The organism is Pseudomonas sp. CCC3.1, assembly GCF_034347405.1.
GTDB lineage: Bacteria > Pseudomonadota > Gammaproteobacteria > Pseudomonadales > Pseudomonadaceae > Aquipseudomonas.
The window spans coordinates 4,096,563-4,117,401 of record NZ_CP133778.1; the positions used below are offsets into that span (position 1 = coordinate 4,096,563).

At 51.7% G+C, this 20,839-nt stretch carries 18 protein-coding genes; 14 read left to right on the forward strand and 4 right to left on the reverse strand.

The window, feature by feature from the left end; genetic code table 11:
• Positions 1-48 precede the first annotated feature (48 nt).
• From RHM56_RS17995 to RHM56_RS18005, 3 genes are all read left to right on the forward strand, one after another.
• Positions 49-567 (forward strand): sigma-70 family RNA polymerase sigma factor, encoded by a 519-nt coding sequence (locus RHM56_RS17995; protein ID WP_322234643.1) that lies wholly within the window; start codon positions 49-51, stop codon positions 565-567.
• Positions 564-1,550: a FecR family protein gene (locus tag RHM56_RS18000; RefSeq protein WP_322234645.1), complete on the forward strand. Its 987-nt coding sequence runs from the start codon at positions 564-566 to the stop codon at positions 1,548-1,550. Before RHM56_RS17995 ends, RHM56_RS18000 begins: the two co-directional genes overlap by 4 nt.
• Positions 1,551-1,647: 97 nt before the next feature.
• Positions 1,648-4,047 (forward strand): TonB-dependent siderophore receptor, encoded by a 2,400-nt coding sequence (locus RHM56_RS18005; RefSeq protein ID WP_322234647.1) that lies wholly within the window; start codon positions 1,648-1,650, stop codon positions 4,045-4,047.
• A 69-nt stretch (positions 4,048-4,116) separates the two neighbouring features.
• Here the strand turns inward: RHM56_RS18005 and RHM56_RS18010 are convergent, their stop codons facing one another.
• Complete coding sequence (locus RHM56_RS18010) at positions 4,117-4,617, reverse strand: phosphate-starvation-inducible protein PsiE (RefSeq protein WP_019410844.1); 501 nt, start codon at positions 4,615-4,617, stop codon at positions 4,117-4,119.
• 553 nt (positions 4,618-5,170) lie between these two features.
• On the opposite strand from RHM56_RS18010, the gene RHM56_RS18015 reads away from it, so the two are divergent.
• Complete coding sequence (locus tag RHM56_RS18015; RefSeq protein ID WP_026136726.1) at positions 5,171-5,437, forward strand: YebG family protein; 267 nt, start codon at positions 5,171-5,173, stop codon at positions 5,435-5,437.
• Between the two features lie 131 nt (positions 5,438-5,568).
• Here RHM56_RS18015 and RHM56_RS18020 read toward each other — a convergent pair whose 3' ends face one another.
• Complete coding sequence (locus RHM56_RS18020) at positions 5,569-6,024, reverse strand: helix-turn-helix domain-containing protein (RefSeq protein WP_017736196.1); 456 nt, start codon at positions 6,022-6,024, stop codon at positions 5,569-5,571.
• 335 nt (positions 6,025-6,359) lie between these two features.
• On the opposite strand from RHM56_RS18020, the gene RHM56_RS18025 reads away from it, so the two are divergent.
• A complete protein-coding gene (locus tag RHM56_RS18025) occupies positions 6,360-6,755 on the forward strand; it encodes a hypothetical protein (RefSeq protein WP_233099368.1) in 396 nt (131 codons plus the stop codon).
• A gap of 941 nt (positions 6,756-7,696) precedes the next feature.
• A complete protein-coding gene (locus tag RHM56_RS18030) occupies positions 7,697-7,918 on the forward strand; it encodes a hypothetical protein (protein ID WP_153326457.1) in 222 nt (73 codons plus the stop codon).
• A 257-nt stretch (positions 7,919-8,175) separates the two neighbouring features.
• On the opposite strand, the gene RHM56_RS18035 is transcribed toward RHM56_RS18030, so the two are convergent.
• Positions 8,176-8,850 carry a heavy metal response regulator transcription factor gene (locus RHM56_RS18035; RefSeq protein ID WP_017736199.1) on the reverse strand — a complete coding sequence of 225 codons (675 nt, stop codon included), beginning with the start codon at positions 8,848-8,850 and terminating at the stop codon, positions 8,176-8,178.
• Between the two features lie 207 nt (positions 8,851-9,057).
• Between RHM56_RS18035 and RHM56_RS18040 the strand changes: the two genes are divergently transcribed.
• Positions 9,058-9,207, forward strand: a complete 150-nt coding sequence (locus tag RHM56_RS18040) for a hypothetical protein (protein ID WP_322234655.1) — start codon at positions 9,058-9,060, stop codon at positions 9,205-9,207.
• A 139-nt stretch (positions 9,208-9,346) separates the two neighbouring features.
• Here RHM56_RS18040 and RHM56_RS18045 read toward each other — a convergent pair whose 3' ends face one another.
• Positions 9,347-10,693 (reverse strand): OprD family porin, encoded by a 1,347-nt coding sequence (locus RHM56_RS18045; RefSeq protein WP_026136728.1) that lies wholly within the window; start codon positions 10,691-10,693, stop codon positions 9,347-9,349.
• A gap of 401 nt (positions 10,694-11,094) precedes the next feature.
• On the opposite strand from RHM56_RS18045, the gene RHM56_RS18050 reads away from it, so the two are divergent.
• The 7 genes from RHM56_RS18050 (at position 11,095) to RHM56_RS18080 (ending at position 20,753) form a co-directional block, all read left to right on the forward strand.
• Positions 11,095-12,372 carry a TolC family protein gene (locus tag RHM56_RS18050; protein WP_090409082.1) on the forward strand — a complete coding sequence of 426 codons (1,278 nt, stop codon included), beginning with the start codon at positions 11,095-11,097 and terminating at the stop codon, positions 12,370-12,372.
• 67 nt (positions 12,373-12,439) lie between these two features.
• Complete coding sequence (locus tag RHM56_RS18055) at positions 12,440-13,696, forward strand: efflux RND transporter periplasmic adaptor subunit (RefSeq protein ID WP_090409085.1); 1,257 nt, start codon at positions 12,440-12,442, stop codon at positions 13,694-13,696.
• Between the two features lie 24 nt (positions 13,697-13,720).
• Positions 13,721-16,876: a CusA/CzcA family heavy metal efflux RND transporter gene (locus tag RHM56_RS18060; protein WP_153326455.1), complete on the forward strand. Its 3,156-nt coding sequence runs from the start codon at positions 13,721-13,723 to the stop codon at positions 16,874-16,876.
• A gap of 156 nt (positions 16,877-17,032) precedes the next feature.
• Positions 17,033-17,359 carry a DUF2790 domain-containing protein gene (locus tag RHM56_RS18065; protein WP_017736204.1) on the forward strand — a complete coding sequence of 109 codons (327 nt, stop codon included), beginning with the start codon at positions 17,033-17,035 and terminating at the stop codon, positions 17,357-17,359.
• A 631-nt stretch (positions 17,360-17,990) separates the two neighbouring features.
• Complete coding sequence (locus RHM56_RS18070; protein ID WP_090409089.1) at positions 17,991-18,410, forward strand: GtrA family protein; 420 nt, start codon at positions 17,991-17,993, stop codon at positions 18,408-18,410.
• A complete protein-coding gene (locus RHM56_RS18075) occupies positions 18,376-19,359 on the forward strand; it encodes a glycosyltransferase family 2 protein (RefSeq protein WP_090409093.1) in 984 nt (327 codons plus the stop codon). The genes RHM56_RS18070 and RHM56_RS18075 overlap by 35 nt, the downstream gene beginning before the upstream one ends.
• Positions 19,353-20,753, forward strand: a complete 1,401-nt coding sequence (locus RHM56_RS18080) for an ArnT family glycosyltransferase (RefSeq protein ID WP_153326453.1) — start codon at positions 19,353-19,355, stop codon at positions 20,751-20,753. Before RHM56_RS18075 ends, RHM56_RS18080 begins: the two co-directional genes overlap by 7 nt.
• Positions 20,754-20,839: the final 86 nt, after the last annotated feature.

The following is a 20,839-nucleotide window of genomic DNA, read 5'->3' on the forward strand; positions in this document are numbered from 1 at the left end:
ACCACAAAAGACAAGAATGCGAACAATTACCATTAGTGTATTAGTCGCATGTCAGATCTGCGCGGTCCCTTGCAGGACCCCTTCCATCTTCTGTATGCCGAAAACCATCACTGGCTTCAGAGTTGGTTACGCAGACGCCTGGACTGTCAGGCCGATGCCGCTGACCTGACCCACGATACGTTTCTGCGGACCTTGAAATCCAACCAAGTGGAGCAGATCAACGAGCCTCGTGCATTCTTGTGCCTGATCGCCAAACGCGTGCTGTATACCTTCTGGCGCCGTAACGAACTGGAGCGCGCCTACCTCGATGCACTCGCCAGCTTGCCTGACAACGTCACGCCGTCAGAAGAAGAGTTTGCGTTGCTGCGAGAAGCGCTTGAAGCGATAGACGCCATGCTCGACGGCTTGCCGATCAGGGTGCGACATGCGTTCTTGCTTAATCGTCTGGAAGGTTTGACCCACCAGCAAATAGCCGTGCAACTCAAGACCTCCGCCGCCAGTGTTGAACGCTGGATAAAACGCGCGCTGACGCAATGTTACGTGGTGCAGATGGGGCTGGAGCGTTGACCGACCGGGCTCACACCGGGCTGCCCTCAACGGTAAAAGAAGCCATCGACTGGATGGTCTTCCTCGATTCCGGCAATGCCCAACCCAGCGATAAGAGCGCGTTTGAGCGCTGGCTTGGCGCTGATCCCGGCCATCGGCAAGCATGGGAATCACTCAACCATGCTTTGTCTTCACCCTTCAACCAAGTGGCTCAAGCTGAGCGTGAAGCGCCGGGAAGTGCAGGCGCTGCCACACGCGTTCTGCGTTCATCGGGCATTTCCCTAGAGCGCCGCAGACTATTGCGCAATGGCTCGGCACTGATGCTGTTACTCGGCTTAAGCAGTACTCTCGTGCTTCAGCGGCGCATGCCACTCGACAGTTTGTTCAGCGATGTCTCCACCGGCACCGGCGAACGCAAACACATCACCCTCAGTGATGGCAGTCAGTTGACATTGAACGCCCGCACCACGGTCGACATTAATTTCAGTACGGACCTGCGCCGTGTGCGCCTCAAACACGGCGAATTGAGTATCCAAGTGGCCGCCGACCCGAGTCGCCCACTCGAGGTGTGGACTGACCAAGGTAGCGTCCGCGCACTGGGCACCCGCTTTAGCGTGCGGCAAACGGATCAATTCAGCCTGGTTGGCGTGCAGCAACACAGCGTGCAAGTACGCACATTGAGTGGCCAGCATGTCGTGATTACCGATGGCCACGCGCTGCGCTTCTCAGACACGGCCCTTTTTCCGCTGCCCGATGACTCGTCGCGTCTTGATGCCTGGGTCAACGGCCTGCTGGAAGTCGAAGATGAATCGCTGGGCGCAGTGATCGAAGCCTTGCGCCCTTATCGCTACGGCCTGATCAGGGTCTCGACAGCGGCGGCCCGACTGCGGGTGTTCGGCGTATTCCCGCTCGATCACAGTGACCGGGCCCTGCAATCACTGGCGCAAGTGCTGCCGATCAGCGTTTCCCGCTTCGGCCCCGTCACGCTGATTGATGTGCCGTAAATAAATCGACAAAAACAGCAGACCGAGTGAGGACATTTTTCATCTCGCTGGACATACCAGGAAATGCCCATCCATTTCAGCGAGGAACTCCTTCACCATGCGTCCGATATTCCTGCGGCCCACGAACCTGGCCATGGCCGTTGCACTGACGTTTTGCGCCAGTAGCACAGCGCTGTTTGCCGTCACGTCCACTGCCGCTGAATCTGTGCAGCACTACGACATTGCTCCCGGTGCTCTGGAGCAAACACTGCGCCAGATCGCTCGCCAAAGTGGCCGCGGCGTCGTCGCAGACCCCGCCTTGGTCCGAGGCAAAACCAGCGCTGCGGTGCGTGGAGAATTGAGTGCCGAAGCCGCGGTGTATCAGGCGTTGGCGGGCAGCAGCCTGCAATTGCGGGTGACGCCTAACGGCACCCTCACCCTGGAAAAAATGCCCGCGAGCGGCATCCTGCAATTGGGCGCCACCAGCGTCCTCGCTCAAGGCTTGGGCGAGACCACTGAAAACACCGGTTCCTACACCACCGGCACCATGAGCAGTGCCACCAAGTTTCAAACCTCGGCCCGTGAAACTCCGCAATCTGTCACCGTGGTCACTCGCCAACGCATGGACGATCAGAACATGCAGACATTGGAGGATATTTCTAACTACACCCCCGGCCTGACCTTACGCAAAACTGGCGGCGAGCGCCCCGAGTTCTACTCACGCGGCTCAGCTATCGACAACATCATGATTGATGGCCTGCCCATCGGTTATGACAGCGACACCTTGGGCACCGCCACACTCGCCATGTTTGACCGGGTAGAGGTGGTGCGCGGCGCATCAGGCCTGATGGTCGGTTCAGGGAACCCATCCGGCACCCTGAACCTGGTACGCAAACGCCCGACCGTTGCACCACAAGTCTCGTTTACCGTAGGTGCGGGCACCTGGGACAACTACCGGAGCGAGATTGACGCCAGCGGCAAGCTCAATGAATCCGGCAGCATTCGCGGCCGTGTGGTCGCGGCCTATCAAGACAAAGACAGCTTTATTGATGCCTACAGCAGCAAACGCCAATTGCTCTACGGCATCACCGAATTCGACCTGTCAGACGCCACCACGCTGACGCTGGGTGGTTACTACAATCGCGAAGACAACCCCGGCGCTGACTGGAACGGCTTGCCAACGCATATCAGTGGCAGCTTTTTACCCCTGCATCGCTCAGCGCGTTTCAGCCCCGACTGGACCTATTGGGACAAAGCGAACAAAAGCGTGTTTGCAGAGATCGAGCATCGTTTCGACAACGATTGGAAACTCAAGGTCAACACCACGTGGCTCAAGAGCAATCTGGAAATGCTCGGCAGCAGTTTCTACCGCTTGGACAACACCGACAACTTGCAACTCAACGTCGGTCGCTACAGTTATGAGCACACGCAAAAAAGCATCGACGGCTATGCCAGCGGCCCATTCAGCCTGTTTGGGGCCACACACGAACTGGTGATTGGCGCCAGCTACCGCAGAGAAGACACCGACGACGGCCCTGGCGGCGGCCCCGGCGACGACTACAACTACGTGGTCGACCCGCTCAACTTCCATTACCAGGACGTACCAAAACCGCAGATCACCTACGACTGGTCACGCAAAGGCAAGGTCGATCAATCCAGCACCTACGCTGCGTTGCGCTTCAACCTGCGCGACGACCTTAAACTGATCCTTGGGTCGCGCCTTGACTGGTACGAATATCAGCAAAATACCGCAGTCGGCCTTTATGGCTTCGGCGCCGATTACAAGGCTACCCGTGAAGTCACGCCCTATGCCGGGCTGATTTTCGACCTCAACGACACCTACTCGGTGTACGCCAGTTGGACCCGCATCTTTCAGCCGCAGGAATATAAAAACGTCTCACAGAGCCTGCTCCCGCCCGTCACCGGGACCAACTACGAAGCCGGGATCAAGGCGCAGTATTTCGAGGGCGCATTGAACGCCAGCTTCGCGTTGTTCCAGTTAAACCAGGAAAACCTGCCGCAATCGGTGCCCTGCGCCGACCTCAACGGCTGTTATGAAGCCAGTGGCGAAGTTCGTACACGCGGGCTTGAAATGGAGCTTTCGGGAGAGTTGGCCCAAGGCTGGCAGGCCTCAGCAGGCTATACCTATGCCGCCGCCGAATACATGCAACCCAGCGGCACAGCGCAAAAAGGCGATCGTTTCGACAGTGACAGCCCGTACAACCTGTTCAAGGTCTCAACCAGCTATCAACTGCCCGGCGACCTGGAAAAGTGGACCGTAGGTGGTGCCTTCCGCACCCAAAGCAGCACCTACACACGCTTCGACGTCAAACAAGGCGGGTACAGCATTGCAGACCTCATGACCTACTACCGCCTGAGCGACAACGTTAAATTGCAGGCCAACATGAACAACGTCTTCGACAAACGTTACTACCAGAGCATCAGCAACCCGGCCGGGGCCAACATCTTTGGCGACCCTCGCAACGTCATGTTCACGGTGAAATGGTCGATGAAATAATCCTGCGCACTAAAAAGGGGCAGGCTTACGTCGGTAAGCTCGCCCCTTTTCTGTCCACAAAGTGCGGGATTACAACTCGCCCTTCTCCACTTCAGGGTGTTCGCCAGAACCGGCGCCGGTCTTGCGGTGCGGGTTCTCGATTTTCACAGACGGAAACTGCGACGACGCATACCGCACTACCAGAATCGCAAACGCCAACAGCAGAATCGCCCCCGTCAGATAGACCACACCCATGTCCGGCGGATTGTGGTGCGACACATTGGAAATCAGCAAGCGGGTCAATGCCGTGATCGCCACGTAAATCAGGAAACGCACGGGCATGTGGTTGGTCTTGAAATAAATCCCGACCATCGCGCCCAGTTCGAGGTAGATAAACAGCAGCAAGATGTCATCGATGGAGATGTTGCCCTTCTCCACCATCTGCAGAAATTCCATCACCGCCGCCCAGGCCGTGACGGCACCTATGGCGAACAACGCCAGGTAGTGGAAGGTTTCAACGAACAGATTGCCCATCGATTCGGCCAGTTCATGTACCCGGCGACGTAGCTTCTCAGCCTTGTTTACTCTCACGATGCAGCTCCTTGAATCGATTAAAACGGATCATCCGCGATGAACGTGACGCTTTCTGCATGCAGAAAAAAGGCCACCCATCGCCAGTGAGAAGGTGGCCAGCCGCTATTAGACACGTCACGTGCACTAGAGTAAAAAAGTCGCTATTCAAAGCCCGGCGATTGGCTTATGCTTTTCGCTGTATATAAATACAGTAATCGCAAGATAACTTATCGTGAAGGCATATGAGGTGGTAAATGGCCGTCGAAGTGGTATACCGCAGCAGCCGAGATCTGGAGCGTTTGTACATTGTTTTGCGGACTAGCGGACTGCCTAGATAGGCCATTGGTCGGGGTAGCTGCATCTAAAACTGTCGTAGTATCAGCAGCTTAAGTATCCAGATGGAGAAATATTGTCCTTCGAAACCAATTATCCTGCCTAGTTTTCGCTTTTGCCACCCTGCCTAGTTAGCTCGTAGGGCTTTAGCGCAACAGTTCGCAAGATTCATCGGCCAGCATTTGATTTGAACAAATGCTTTCTCATACACGCTGGACAGACAGACGACGAGGCCAAAATGGCAGTTGAGACTCTTTATCGCAGTACCCGAGACCTGGAGACTACTTTTGTGGATCGCAAACTCGCTGATGCGCATGATCAAATGCTTGAGCTGGCGGAGCTGCTGACGGACACACTGATGAAGCATGTACCGGGGCTATCTGAGAAACACGCAGAGGATGTGAGCATCTACATGGCTAAAAATCGCTCAGTGTTTGCAGCAGCTTTCAAAAACAATGTGGGCGCTTTGAGCGAGCTTTCTGAAGCCACTGGTACTGAAGGATGAAATAGGTCAGAGCCTTCGAACGTGATTGACCGTTTAGTAAGCGTTTGGAGCTTATGCAAACTAAGCTCCAGCGTAATGGGAATGTTTGGAATATTTTTAAAATTACAACCCCCTCGGGAGTGTTTGGTCGCTTATCGCTTCAGCCAATAACGGTCGACTGTGGCGCGACTGACACCCAGTCTACGAACGATCTCCATTTTTGCTAATCCTTCGGTTTGCAAAGTCTGGATGGCCAAACGATTATCTTCTGCCCGCTTTCCACGTACCCCGCGGCTCGCACCATGATTGATAACACTACTCAGCAGGCCAGCTCCGACAAGTCGGTTTAAATCACGTTCTTGCTGATGCCGATAGGCTTCAAGGTCGATACCAACCATGCGCGCCTCCACAGCCATAAGCACAAGGCTGAGGGAGATGCCTAGGCATTCGCATAAAGAATAGAGTTTGAGAACAGAAATGGCCAGGCGTCCTTGTTCGACCTTGGCAAGATGATCTCGATTTAGGACTTGTGCACAGCCCTCTCGACTGAGCCCAGCAGCAACCCGGACTTCCCTTATGACCTGCCCCAAAGCCTCCAAATAATCCATCTCTCTTCCGTGTACTCACAAAAGAGAGAATAAAGCCATGCTTTGACGCATCACATCGTGGGGGTATAAAATGCATATATAGCGCGTAAGCTTGGAATCCTCATCCTTCCAGGAACGTTCTACAAATCCTCAAACACTCACAACGCAGTCGAGATGAGTCCTGCGATACCGAATATTTTTCCACTGTGAGTGTACGAGCGGCACGGACTGAATCGGGAATGGGTTGGCAATTGATATACATACTTGACCCTGCAGAACGTAAAGTTTTCACTAGGACACACTGTGAACTAGAGGGGGTGGGATTTCTTATCACCATTACCTCAGCCCAGACAGAGATGAGTGATCGCGCTGCGATGGTCAGCTGTGCGTATGAACTTCAGTACTATATGAATGCTGCTCCTGACGTTGTCATCAGTCACGTGCAGATGCTGTGCCCACCAGCCCTGACCCGTTCCGGCAGATGGAGTTTGGAGGACCTGGACCAAATTATTTGCTTCCAAGGCATAGCAACTCAAGAAAGTGCTGTTGTATATCGCACCTCTCGCGGTGTTTACAAAATGGGAGAGCTGGACCTTCGCAAAAAAAAGACATCACAGGTGTGGTTCTCGAAAAAGCGCTTGGAAAATCACCGCCCTAGGATATCAGTGCCGGCTCCCAAATCAGCCAGTCACCAGATGTACGCTCCCCTCTACCTGAGGCGCAAGTCGACGATCAGACCCAAGTTCGCTTAAGTCTCGTGGCTCCTTACCGAGGAGCTTTCTGATGTCAGATTTCAAACGTGCCGCCGAAGCTCTGTCGGATGCCCGCGAAATTGTCGTATGTTGGCGCCGATTGAAAACTGACCCAATGGGTCAGTTTTCGGTCAGCGGCAACAGATTAGGTTGGATTTTACTTTCCTGGACGCGCCTATTGTCTAGTCGCGGACTCGACAGTGGTTGTTATGGCGGCCTCCTCCCGCCAGTCAAAGTTTGTTGTTAGAAGAGGATTTTCTCCTACTTTGGTTAACGCTTTATGTGGTATCCACGATAGCAAAAGGGTCAAAATAAGGCCCAAGGATGGGCTGATGTTAGACACTTTTTTGTTTGAAAAAGGATTGGTTATCTGGTTCGCACCGCACGCCACTGGTCTTCCTCTAGATGATTCGCAGATGCAGTGACATCGGGTATGCGGAAGAAGGCCCCCGATAGGTAGAGCACCTAATTATAAAGCTCAGCAGCTTAGCGTATGTTTAGGATGTCAATGTTTTATTATTAACAGAAGCCATTTATCATTCTGGAAATATCGATATTCAGAATATTCGAATTTCTTGACTTCGGATATGCCTAAGAGTGAATCTTCATTCGCTGTTATCCGTAAACAGGCTGAACAGGCGAAAAACTATAAGGATTTTGTCTTTGGGTAATTAGTCGGAATAGGCGGCAATTTAATATCAATGACTAATTTTCGAAAACGCTCTATTGACGAGTTTGATATTATAAGCAAGGCTTTTGAGAGGCTGGTAAACAACGTGCCCCGTAATCATAAAAATTTAGAAATGCAGCGCAAAGCCAAGGTAGAATTCACGTTGTCCGCCGTAGACGACGAGACTGGTAGGTCTCGATCCCTCATAGCTCGATCAAATACTAAATATTATTAAGTGAGGGATATAGTTTTAAAAAATGGAAAAAGAAAATTGCCTCAACGTGGTGAGGCTGCCAAAAAAATTGAAGAGATAAAACAAGAAAACATTGATCTTAAGAAGCGCTTTGAGTTAGCACTTGAGTCTCACGCCCAGATGCTGTTCGAGAGAACAAGAGCTGAGCGGGAGGCCGGGAAGTGGCTGAAGGCTTACAGGTCTTTACAAGACCAACAACAAGGCGGCAGTAAGATTTTCTCTGCAGTATTCGACAAGTAATTGCCCTATGGCGGCGCCATTTCGATGATGTCAATCTCAAAGTAGTAAATCTGCGGAGCGCCACTTGGGAGCATGAATTTGGCGACATATTAAAATTTAAGGCTTTCCTGACTGCTCTGCTAAAAACACCCTCCTGAACGAACACTTTTAATAGTCTGAATTTGAGCGCTTTATATTGCTACCAAAGATTTTGAACGGGGCATTATTTGAAGGCATCAAATATTATTCGCACGTTCATTATTTTTAATAATGTAAATCTAGCGTTTTTCTAGAACATATCCCACGCCTCTAAGTGTGTGAATTAACTTACTCTCAAAAGGGTCGTCCATCTTGGCTCTAAGTCTTCTTATGGAAACCTCAACGACATTAGTGTCGCAGTCAAAATTCATATCCCACACTTGGGATATGATTTGTGTGCGGCTCAGAACAATGCCCGTATTCCGCATTAGATAGTGCAGCAGAGCAAACTCCTTTGTTGTTAAGTCTATACGCTGACCATCTCTGAACGCTCTGTGGCGGCTTTGATCCAACTCAAGGTCAGCTACGCGAATGATTTCTACAGATGCAGCACTATCCGACCTACGCATCAATGCGCGAACTCGAGCAAGCAATTCGGGGAATTCGAAGGGTTTAATTAGGTAGTCATCAGCTCCATTCTCCAAACCTCTGACTTTATCGATTAGTCGGCTGCGGGCAGTGAGCATCATAATACGCGAAGAGCAATCTTTCCGTCGTAATAGTTCTAGAACTTGCCAGCCATCCATCTCTGGAAGATTGATATCTAGAATAATGAGTTCGTACATGTGCTGCTTGGCCAGAAATAGCCCGTCAGAGCCGGTATGTACGCAATCCACTACATATCCGCACTCAGTGAGGCCCTGGCGTACATATTCAGCAGTTTTTACTTCATCCTCAATTACCAGAATTCGCATTGGATTTTGTCTCGATATTACTCAGCAGTTTTAACCACGCAAGTGCGCAGTCATCATTGGGGGGAATGGTAAATCAAAACTAACTGTCCGTGGCTTAAATAACGGACTTGTAATTGTTAAGCAATACGCTTGATAACCTCGCAGTTTAATGTGTCGCCATCTGGGTTTGTCAATTGCGGACCCTCCCCCATTAGGTGAATTTACCTTATGAAATATTGGGTTGTTCTATTTGTCGTGGTCGCTCTGTTCCGTTCAGATGATGGGGTCGACTCTCACGTTGAGGACGTGGGCCACTGGTGCAGCCATGAACTCCATCGGGATGCCATGCACATCCTTGAACAGGTATTGGAATTTTAGTAAAAAAAAACGCCCCGAAGGGCGTAAAATATTCACCTTTTACCAAAGGAGCATTTAAGCAACTCAAGGTGAATTCGTTGAACTAGCGATTTGCTTTTCAGAAGTTTCGGCTGGAGGAGTAGCAGAGCAACGCAATAGCTTATAGTACCGAAAGTGGGTATTCAACGATCAGGCGCACTTCATCCAAATCCGATTCGAAAGCAGTTGCTCGTGTATTTGCTTGGCGCAATCTCAAAGAAAGGTCTTTGGCAGCTCCTGTTTGCACTACGTATTTAACCTCAATGTCACGCTCCCAACGTTTTTGATTGGTGAGCGGATTGCCATTGTCATCGGTACGCATGTAAAACTGATTGGCATTAGAGTAGTCCGCGCCAGAGCCTTTGGCATAGCGAGTCATGAACGAAAGGCCTGGAATACCGTAGTCGGTCATGTTTAGGTCGTAGCGCAGCATCCAAGAGCGTTCTTTTGGCGAGTTGAAATCGCTGTACTGAATTGAGTTGTCGACGAATATCGAGTCTGATTGACGTAAATAGTCGAAATCGTCATCGCCATTGTTACGCTGATGCGACAGTGCGAGGGTGTGTGCACCATACCTGACGCCGAGCTTGGCGCTCCAGATATTATTATCGAACTCACCCAAACGCTTCTTGCCTTCGTCAACAGCTTTATAGTAATTAAAGCCGCTGATCAGGGTCAAATCATTGCTAAGCGGGTAGGAGACGCTTGTCCCGGCGTAGTATTGATTCCATACATCTTTTAGCTGGCTGGCATAGAGACTTACAGTAACACTGTCGTTGACCTTGTAATCGCCGCCACCGTAACCGATCCAAGGCGAGTTGACTGGGCCGCCATAGAAGGTCACGAAGTTATCGTTCAGGTCGCTGGATACTGGTTGGCTCATCGCGTGTAGTCTGCCACCCTGCAGGGTGAGGCCTTGCATGCTGGTGTTTTCAACCGTTACACCGCGGAAGCTTTCTGGCAGTAGACGTGCGTCTCCTGATGCAACGACTGGTGTCGCTGGGAAGACATCACCCAATTTCACTACGGTATCGAACAGGCGGACTTTGGCAGCCCCCCCAACCTTCGTGTATTCATCACGGGCCTGGCCCTTTCCATCAACTGGCAACACATCGAAGGAGCTTCGGCCGCCGTTACGGCCATCGCCTGTATCGAGCTTGAGGCCGATCATAGCGAAGGCATCTAAACCAAAGCCGACGGTGCCTTGGGTGAAGCCCGAGTTGAATTTAGAAATTATCGCATGCGCCCAAGCTTCAGAATATCCGTTGGTGTTTCCCTTGCCGCTATTGAACGTTGGCGCAGAAGAGCTGCGATTATCACGATTGAAATAGAAGTTTCGGTTTAAAACAGTGAGGCTGCTACCGTCAATAAAACCTTCTGATGACTTATCTTCCGCGTTTGCTATAGCTGTATAGCTTATGGAAAAAGCAGAAGCTGCCAACACACACAACGGTACTTTAATTTTCATTTGATGCCCCTTTGATTACGGCAGCTTTTATTTTGATTTACCGACACGGCTATATTTTTTTTGTGGCCCGGCCGGGCACCTGCGTAGGACCTGACATGATAGTTGCAGATCAAAGATAACGGATTGGTGATAGAAAAATTACAATTTGGCAATCTAATTGTTATCTGTCGTATTTAAGGACGTTTTGTAGCTGCGGACTGATTTACTCAATAGCTTGTCCCGCGCGCAACTGGGCGGGAAATTTTAATGTCGAACGTACTTTCTAACGAAATTGTAATTTTACAGCCACCCCACTGATAGCGATCGCTGATTAGAGTGCCATCACCTGATCCAGTGGAGCTTGGCGGCTGTAAATACGTTCTCGCCAAGCTTTATCAAAGTTTGTGCACGAGGACCATAAAGTGCCCTGGTATAATCACAACGTTTTATCTAAAACCTCTGTCTTTGTCTTTCCCTTGAGAGCCATTGCATTCTGTACGCTCCTTTCAGGAGCGATCGTGCCAGCCGCATTTGCTCAGAGTATTAGCCTGGCCGAAGCGCTTTCCACTGCAATGGATGCTAACCCCGATCTTGCAGCTGCGCGTCAGGAAATCGGCATCTCGGAAGGAGTTCGCAAGCAAGCGGGACTCATCCCTAATCCTGAAATTTCGTATGACGTGGAAGACACCCGTCGTAATACAAGCACGACCACAGTCACCCTTAGTCAGCCTTTAGAGTTGGGTGGCAAACGAAGTGCTCGTATCGAAGTTGCCACCTACGGTCAAACCGTCGCGCAGCTAGAGCTGGACCGACGAGTCAATAGTCTTCGTGCGGATGTTGTCCAGTTTTTCTACGCCGCCTTAAGGGCTCAGACAGGCTTGAACCTGGCAAAACAATCTTTGGAGCTCACCGAACGCGGTCTGCGCATAGTCGATGGTCGGGTGCGCGCCGGTAAGTCCTCACCGGTGGAGGCTACGCGCGCCCAGGTGCAGTTGGCTGAAGCCAAGTTACAGGTAAGGCGCGCTGAAACAGCGAAGTCAACGGCTTACCAGCAATTGGCCCAGGTAATAGGCAGCTCGGCTACTGCATTTGATCGTCTGGACTCGCCAAACCTATCTCCCGGCATTCCGCCGCAGGCCGCAGAATTATTGGCGAAGCTTGATCAAACTGCAGAGATGCGACAGGCGCTTGCTCAAATAGACAAGAGCGATGCCTCACTCGGGTCGGAAAAGGCCCAACGTATCCCGAATCTCACTGTGAGTGTGGGTAGCCAATATGACCGGTCTGTTCGCGAGCGGGTCAACCTCGTGGGGCTGTCGATGCCTTTGCCGCTCTTTGATCGTAATCAGGGCAACATTCTTTCCGCTTCTCGCCGCGCAGATCAGGCCCGAGACCAACGAAACGCTGTAGAGCTAAGGCTACGCTCCGAAACCCAAACCGCAGTTAACCAGTGGGCTACCGCCATGCAAGAGGTCGAGTCTTACGACAAGACGATTCTGCCTTCAGCTCAACTGGCCGTGGATACCGCAACGCGTGGATTTGAGATGGGCAAATTCGGCTTCATCGAAGTGCTGGATGCGCAGCGCACCTTGATAGTCGCTCGTGGCCAGTACCTCGACTCGTTGGCGGCTGCAACCAATGCGCGTGCGCAGGTGGAAAGGGTTTATGGCGACGTCGGATCGAATGCCAGTTTTCGCTGAACGCCTAGACATTTTCCTCGGTACGCGTCTTTGAATAAGCCGCTACCTACGATCAGCAGGAGTAACAATGGACAACAAACGTAAGATCGCACTGGCGGTAGCCGCTGTGGCAGCCCTTGGATTTGGCAGCTTCGCCTGGAACTCTAGTTCTGAGCAGCCGCCAGCCAGTAATGCCGAACACGGCGCTGAGGACGGCCATGAGCATAAGAAGATTGCCGCAGCACCCGCTGAAGAGGGGGGGGATGATGGCCACGGTGAGGAGGGCCACAGCGACAGCGAAAAGGGAGAGGAGGAAGAAGGCAAGATGACGCTTAGCGCTGAGCAGATCAAGGCTGCCGGTGTCGTCCTCGAAGCTGCGGCTCCCCGTGAACTTAGCACTGTCGTGACTTTTCCTGGCGAGATACGGTTTGACGAGGACCATACAGCGCATGTCGTGCCTCGCGTACCTGGCGTTGTAGAAAGCGTTCAGGCCAACCTCGGAGAGTCGGTTAAGAAGGGGCAAGTCCTTGCGGTGATTGCGAGTCAACAGATCTCCGATCTACGCAGTGAGCAACAAGCCGCTCAACGACGTGTAGAACTGGCACGTTTGACCTTTGACCGCGAGAAACAGTTGTGGCAGGACAAAATCTCCGCCGAACAGGATTACCTCCAGGCTCGTCAAGGGTTGCAAGAGGCAGATATATCCTTGGCCAATGCTAAGCAAAAGGTCGGAGCTATCGGGGCATCGGTCAATTCTGCCGGCGGTAACCGCTACGAGCTTCGCGCGCCCTTCGACGCAGTTGTCGTGGAGAAGCACCTGACCGTCGGTGAGGTTGTCAGCGAGGCAACCAACGCTTTCATTCTTTCAGACCTCAATCAGGTGTGGGCAACCTTCGCAGTTCCTCCGGGCGATTTGGGGAAGGTTGTGACAGGCCGTGCGGTAAAGGTTTCTTCGCCTGACATGAAGGCTGAGGTGGACGGCAAGGTTGGTTATGTAGGCAGCCTCCTGGGTGAGCAGAACCGTGCAGCGACCGTTCGCGTCACGCTGACCAATCCTAATGGAGCCTGGCGACCAGGCCTTTTCGTAAGCATCGCGGTCACTTCACAGACTGATCGGGTGGCCGTAGCCGTTCCAGAATCCGCAGTGCAGACCGTTGAGGAAAAGCCTGCGGTATTCGTCAGGACCACTGAGGGATTTGACACTCGCACGGTAACGCTTGGTCGCCGTGCAGGTGGCTATGTGGAAATAACCGAAGGCCTCCAATCCGGCGCCCAAGTGGCAGCCAGTGGCAGCTTCACGCTCAAGTCCGAGCTCGGCAAGGCTAGTGCCGAGCACAGTCACTGATGCGAACTGACAGGATCATTCCACATGTTTGAACGTCTCATAAGATTCGCCATTGAGCAGCGCATCGTTGTAATGATAGCCGTGCTGATCATGGCCGGTATCGGTGTCTACAGCTATCAAAAGCTGCCTATTGATGCAGTACCAGATATTACCAACGTACAGGTTCAGGTCAACACTGCTGCTCCTGGTTACTCTCCGTTGGAAACCGAACAGCGAATTACCTTTCCAGTTGAAACGGCAATGGCTGGCTTGCCGGGCCTTCAGCAGACTCGTTCCCTTTCTCGCTCTGGACTATCTCAGGTCACCGTCATTTTTGAAGACGGCACCGACATCTTCTTCGCTAGGCAACAGGTCAACGAGCGACTGCAGGTAGCGAAGGAGCAGTTGCCGGATGGCGTAGACGCAGTGATGGGGCCTGTATCAACGGGTCTCGGCGAGATCTTCCTGTGGACTGTCGAGACTGAGAAAGGCGCTGTCAAAGAGGATGGTACGGCCTATACACCAACTGATTTGCGCGTGATCCAGGATTGGATAATCAAGCCACAATTGCGCAACGTCCGGGGTGTGGCCGAGATCAACACCATTGGTGGCTATGCCAAGCAGTACCTGATTGCTCCGGATCCGAAACGTCTGGCCACTTACAAGCTGACTCTTAATGATCTGGTCGCTGCGTTGGAAAGCAACAACGCCAACGTTGGCGCCGGTTACGTCGAGCGCAGCGGTGAGCAGTTGCTCATCCGCGCACCCGGCCAGGTAGGCAGTATCGAAGATATCGCCAATATTGTGATTACCAGTGTCGATGGCGTGCCGATTCGAGTCAGCAATGTCGCTGAAGTCAGCATCGGGAAAGAGCTGCGCTCTGGAGCTGCTACTGAGAACGGTCGAGAGGTTGTATTGGGTACGGTGTTCATGCTGATCGGCGAAAACAGCCGGACAGTATCTCAAGCTGTTGCAGCCAAACTGGCTGACATTAACCGTACCCTACCCAAGGGCGTTGTTGCCGTTACCGTCTACGACCGTACCAATTTGGTTGAAAAAGCCATATCGACAGTGAAGAGGAACCTGATTGAAGGGGCGATTCTTGTAATCGTTATCTTGTTCCTGTTCCTCGGTAACATCCGTGCGGCACTGATCACTGCCATGGTGATCCCGTTGTCCATGTTGTTCACGTTTACAGGCATGTTCAACAACAAGGTCAGTGCCAACTTGATGAGCCTTGGCGCACTCGACTTTGGCATCATTGTTGATGGGGCGGTAGTGATTGTCGAGAACGCAATCAGGCGGCTGGCTCATGCACAAAACAAGCATGGGCGGATGCTCACCAAAGCCGAGCGCTTTCACGAGGTTTTTGCAGCTGCACGGGAAGCTCGCCGCCCCTTGATCTTCGGTCAGCTGATTATCATGGTTGTGTATTTGCCGATCTTTGCACTCACCGGTGTCGAAGGAAAAATGTTCCACCCCATGGCATTTACCGTGGTGATGGCACTTGTCGGCGCGATGATTCTCTCCGTAACCTTTGTTCCTGCGGCAATTGCCATGTTCGTCACAGGCAAGGTCAAGGAAGAAGAGGGGATGGTGATGCGTATTGCACGGCAGCGTTACGCTCCCGTTCTGCAGTGGGTGCTTAAGCATAGAAGCATCGCATTTTCCGCCGCCCTAGCCTTGGTCGTTCTAAGTGGTGTGCTCGCGAGCCGAATGGGCAGTGAGTTCATTCCGAGTCTGAGTGAAGGGGATTTTGCGCTGCAGGCTTTACGAGTACCGGGGACTAGCTTGACTCAGTCCGTAGACATGCAGCAGCGCTTGGAAAAAGCCGTCATTGAGCAGGTGCCTGAGGTCGAGCGAATGTTTGCCCGTACCGGCACAGCGGAAATTGCTTCCGATCCAATGCCGCCGAATATCTCAGACGCTTACGTGATGCTGAAGCCGAAAGACCAGTGGCCAGATCCCAATCGATCGCGTGAAGAGCTAATTGCTGAAGTTCAGAAAGCTGCAGCAAGTGTGCCTGGCAGCAACTATGAGTTGTCCCAACCTATTCAACTGCGCTTCAACGAACTCATTTCGGGTGTCCGCAGTGACGTGGCCGTCAAGGTGTTCGGCGATGACATGGACGTTCTAAATCGAACAGCAGCGAAGATAGCCACTGCATTAAAGGGTGTCCAGGGGTCTTCGGAGGTGAAGGTAGAGCAGACTACAGGCCTGCCTGTACTTACCATCAATATTGATCGGGAGAAGGCAGCACGTTACAGCCTGAACATCGGCGCAGTGCAAGATGCGATTGCAATCGCAGTAGGTGGTCGTCAGGCCGGCACGCTTTATGAGGGCGATCGCCGCTTCGATATGGTGGTACGTCTATCTGAAACACTGCGTACAGATGTAGCGGGGTTGTCCGGCTTGCTGATTCCCGTGCCGCCGAATGCGGCACAAGGGGCGAATCAAATCGGCTTCATTCCGCTGTCCCAAGTGGCTAGCCTGGATCTGCAGCTAGGTCCGAACCAGATAAGCCGAGAGAACGGTAAGCGTGTTGTTGTGGTCAGCGCAAACGTTCGGGGGCGTGACCTGGGTTCGTTTGTTGAAGAAGCGAGCAGTGCTCTGGCAACCGGCGTGGAGATTCCCGCTGGCTACTGGACCACGTGGGGTGGTCAGTTCGAGCAACTGCAGTCAGCAGCCAAACGTCTGCAGGTAGTTGTTCCGGTAGCTTTGCTGTTGGTCATGACGTTGTTGTTCTTGATGTTCAACAACCTCAAGGATGGCATGCTGGTCTTCACCGGGATCCCATTCGCACTCACGGGTGGCGTAGTCGCGCTTTGGCTGCGGGATATCCCGCTGTCGATCTCGGCAGGGGTCGGATTCATTGCGCTTTCCGGTGTAGCTGTGTTGAACGGTTTGGTAATGATTTCCTTTATCCGCGGACTACGTGAGGAAGGGCGTACCCTACGTCACGCAGTTGATGAAGGCGCATTGACTCGATTACGGCCAGTGCTGATGACTGCCCTTGTTGCATCCCTGGGATTCATACCTATGGCACTGGCAACCGGTACCGGTGCAGAGGTTCAGCGGCCGCTGGCTACAGTGGTGATCGGCGGTATCTTGTCCTCCACCGCACTTACCTTGCTGGTGTTGCCTGCTCTGTATCAATGGGCACACCGCAAGGATGATGACGGCGATGAAGCAGAAAGCTGATAGCCGATAAACAAAAGCCCACAACAACAGTTGTGGGCTTTTTCGTTTTTATAGGGTCGATATTTCACCTTTCAAAATTGTAAGTTTTCCGTCATGCCGGTGATGCCTATGAATTGATAAGGTTGCTTCCAGTGACATTGATATCGAGAGAAACTTATGAAAAAGCTTATTGTTGCAGCTGCACTTGTTTTTTGCTCTATGACTTCGCAAGCCACTACTTTTTCCGAGAAGAAGCAGATGGAATACATCCAGGAGCACCAAAGTGCCGTGGCTGCCTACGCGAAAAAAAATAACAAGCCTATGCCAGAGATTGTCGACTATAAATACGGTATGAAGATTGATGTAGAGAAATTCGTACGTCAATCCCAGGACCCTCGTACTTGCCAGATTTATTCACGATTGATGAGCTACGAAGACCCCCAGGGTGAACTCAAGACGATTCGCTATTCTGTATTCTCGCAATGCCCGAATAACAAAAGCTGAATTTTTTGAATGGCTAGGCATTTAATAAGCGCCAGGCAATGCCTGGCGTTTTTTAAGGCGCCTGGAGTGGTACTAGGCAAACATTGTTGCACCGATGGTGCTACTCGCCCTCAAGCCTTAATACGTTATAGCCAATATACTTGGTTGGAACACCTGCATTCAGAACGATCGAGCTCATAACATCTGGTTGACCCTCCTGATGGCTCAGCAATAGTAACTTTCCCTAGGTTAACCTGATCGCAGCTTGCTCAGAGTGAGCTTTTGGTACTTAACCTGTTGAATATTTTGATATTAAGACGGCTAAAATTGGCGAGGCCGAATGATTGGGGCAGTGTATTTCTAAGACTTCGACCTGTGGAGTAAATTGGAAGCTTGTGGTATGTGGGAAAGCCTAGAAGCGTACAATTGTGATTCCCAGTCTCTCTGCACTAAATAATCTCTGCGACAGACAAACTTACTATGTGGTCACCCATTCAACTCGCAGCAGGGTAATGTGGGGTATCTATACTTGTGATATGGATTGTCCGTTTTTTTCAAAATTGTAATTTTCGAGTCATGTTGAAGTTATTCAGCTCTGAAATCACATGTAATTTTCAATTTTTTTTCACTTTGAACTCCTTAAGCTTCGCAGATGGAAAATAAAAACTTGCCTATTGTAGCGTTATTTATTCGTTATCTAGGGGTCGGATCTATTGCAACGGGAGTGCATTACTCTGTTTTCCTTGCACTGGTCGCGAGCGGGTTTGCTGATCCAGTGTTGGCCAGCGTTAGCGGAGGCGTCTTAGGCGCGTTTGTTAGCTATGTTGGTAATAAAAGGCTCTGCTTTATAGCGAAGGGAGATTGTAAGCTTCAACCCATTAGGTTTTTGCTGATTTCGTTGGCGACAAACCTCGGTAATGGAATGGGCATGTGGGTCTTAATTAAAATTGACCTGTCACCGTTTATATCCCAGATATTGGTGACGTTAATCCTAACTGCGCTCGGATTCATCGCACACCGTTTCTGGACATTCAATCATGCAGACATTACATCGGCTTTCCGAACGCCCTGATCCTTTGTTAACCATTGTGGTGCCCTGCTTTCAAGAAGAGCAAACCATTCCCGAATTTCACAAGCGCATCACCCGCGTCGTAAGGTGTTTGCCTGTCTCGTGCGAGATTCTTTATATCGACGACGGAAGCAATGACCGTACTGCAGACTTACTTCGCCACTATCAGGATGGATCTGATGTACGCTGCCTGTTCCTGAGCCGAAACTTCGGCAAAGAGGCTGCGTTAAGTGCAGGCATCGACCACGCGCGCGGTAGCGCATTGATCTTTATTGACGTGGACCTGCAGGACCCGCCTGAACTCATTACGAGCATGGTGCACCACTGGCAGATGGGTTACGACGTTGTGAACATGCAACGCGACTTGCGAACCGGCGATTCCTTGCTAAAGCGCATGAGTGCGCGCAGTTACTACTGGATCATGCAGCGACTGGTGGAGAAAGTTGATCTCCCGGCGGATGTCAGTGACTTCCGTCTGATTGGCCCTGCGCCATTGGCTGCATTGAGAGCGCTAGACGAACGCTCCAGAATTCTTAAGAGCCTGATCGGCTGGGTGGGTTTTCGTACCATAGAGCTACCCTACAATCGCACTTTTCGTCATGCGGGTAATACCAAATGGAACGCCGCTGGGCTGTTCAATCTAGCCATTGAAAGTGTTCTCAGTTTCTCTCGAAAGCCGCTGCGTATATTCAGCCTCATTAGCTTCGGCTTCTTCGTCTCCAGTATCTGTTTCCTGCTCGCAGCGCTCGTGGCAGGCTCCTTCGACATCCATCACTTGCTGCTCGGAATGACTTCATTTATGTGCTTGGGGGTTGCCATGGTGGGCGAGTACTTGGGTGTGACGCTCGCGGAAGTCAAACGCCGACCGCTTTATTTTTTGAAGAGCAATAACAAAGCAACCCCCGTGACTATTCACCCTCCGGTTTCCTCGATCGAGAGTAAGAAATGCTGAACTTGAAAAACGAGCGGATACTTCTGTGGATCCTAATCTCGATTCTGCTTTTACGTCTTCTGGGGCTGGGAGCATATCCCCTGATGGATACGTCCGAAGCACGCTATGCCGAAATGGCACGCAAGATGGTCGAACTGAATGACTGGATTACCCCAATGTTCGATTATGGAGTACCGTTTTGGGGTAAGCCGCCACTGTCTTTCTGGACTCAGGCAGCGAGCATGAAGTTATTCGGTATCAACGAATTCGCTGCCCGATTTCCAGCTTGGCTACTTCACCTAGCAAGCTGCTTTATCATCATTAAGCTCGCGACCCAGGAGATGTCGCGCAGGGCTGGCATTTGGGGAGCCATCATCTTCTCAAGCACAACACTGGGCCTGGTATCCAGTGGTGTTGTACTGACTGACCCTGTTCTGTCGTTCTCTATACTGCTTGCTAGCTATGGTTTTTGGCGTTGGATGAAGTGTGCAGGCAAAGCGGATGCCTATCTGATGTTCTTAGGTCTGGGCTTGGGCTTACTCGCTAAGGGACCACTGACACTGGTGTTGATGGGCATGCCGGCATTCGCCTGGATCGTCATCCACAAAGAATGGAATCGGATGATGATGCTTCCGTGGGTAACCGGGATTATTCTCATGCTCGGTATTTCTGTGCCTTGGTATGTCGCGGCCGAAATAAAGACGCCTGGGTTCATGGAATATTTTTTTGTTGGTGAACACTGGAGCCGATATGTAATTAGTGATTGGGCTGGGGACCTATATGGCAGTGCACATGCCAAGCCATATGGCACCATCTGGATCCAGCTCGGTCTGTCGCTGTTGCCTTGGGCATTTTTCCTGCCTCTAATGATTCGCAGAAGAGCATCGATGCGGCGTTTCGAGGCTTATATGTGGCTCTGGGCATTGGCCACGCCTCTCTTCTTCACGTTCTCTGGCAACATTCTCTGGACCTATCTGCTCCCGGCTCTACCCGCCTGGGCGCTGCTTCTTGCAGGGCGAATCAGTGAAGTCGGCCTTTATACCAGCCGGGCTGCTGCAGCGAGCGCTTTCCTGCTGCCAATTGTGGGCGCAGGTATCATTTACGCTGGAGTACTAGACGAACGCCCTCAAAACCAGCGAGATGTGGTTGACGCCTGGTTCAAAGCACAGTCGGCTCAATCGGGTGCCCTGATCTATCCTGGCCGTCGTTCGTATTCTTCTGAGTTTTATAGTAGGGGAATGTCCGAAAACATCAAAGATCCTGATGAGTGGCCTCGCAACAGCTTTTTCTATCTTTCCAGGCGTTTGCGCGACAGCAATGCTGATCTGCCTACAGGCCTAGGTTGCGTAAGAGTTACCGAAACGAACGCAAGCCTACTGCTTCTTTGTCGTTGGGAGAATACTGGGCCAAGATAGTGAAGATTTTGCAGCAGATGGCGTAGCGGGCTCTAATCGAAAATGATCATCCGATGAAGGACATACTCAAAGCGTGACGTTATTTC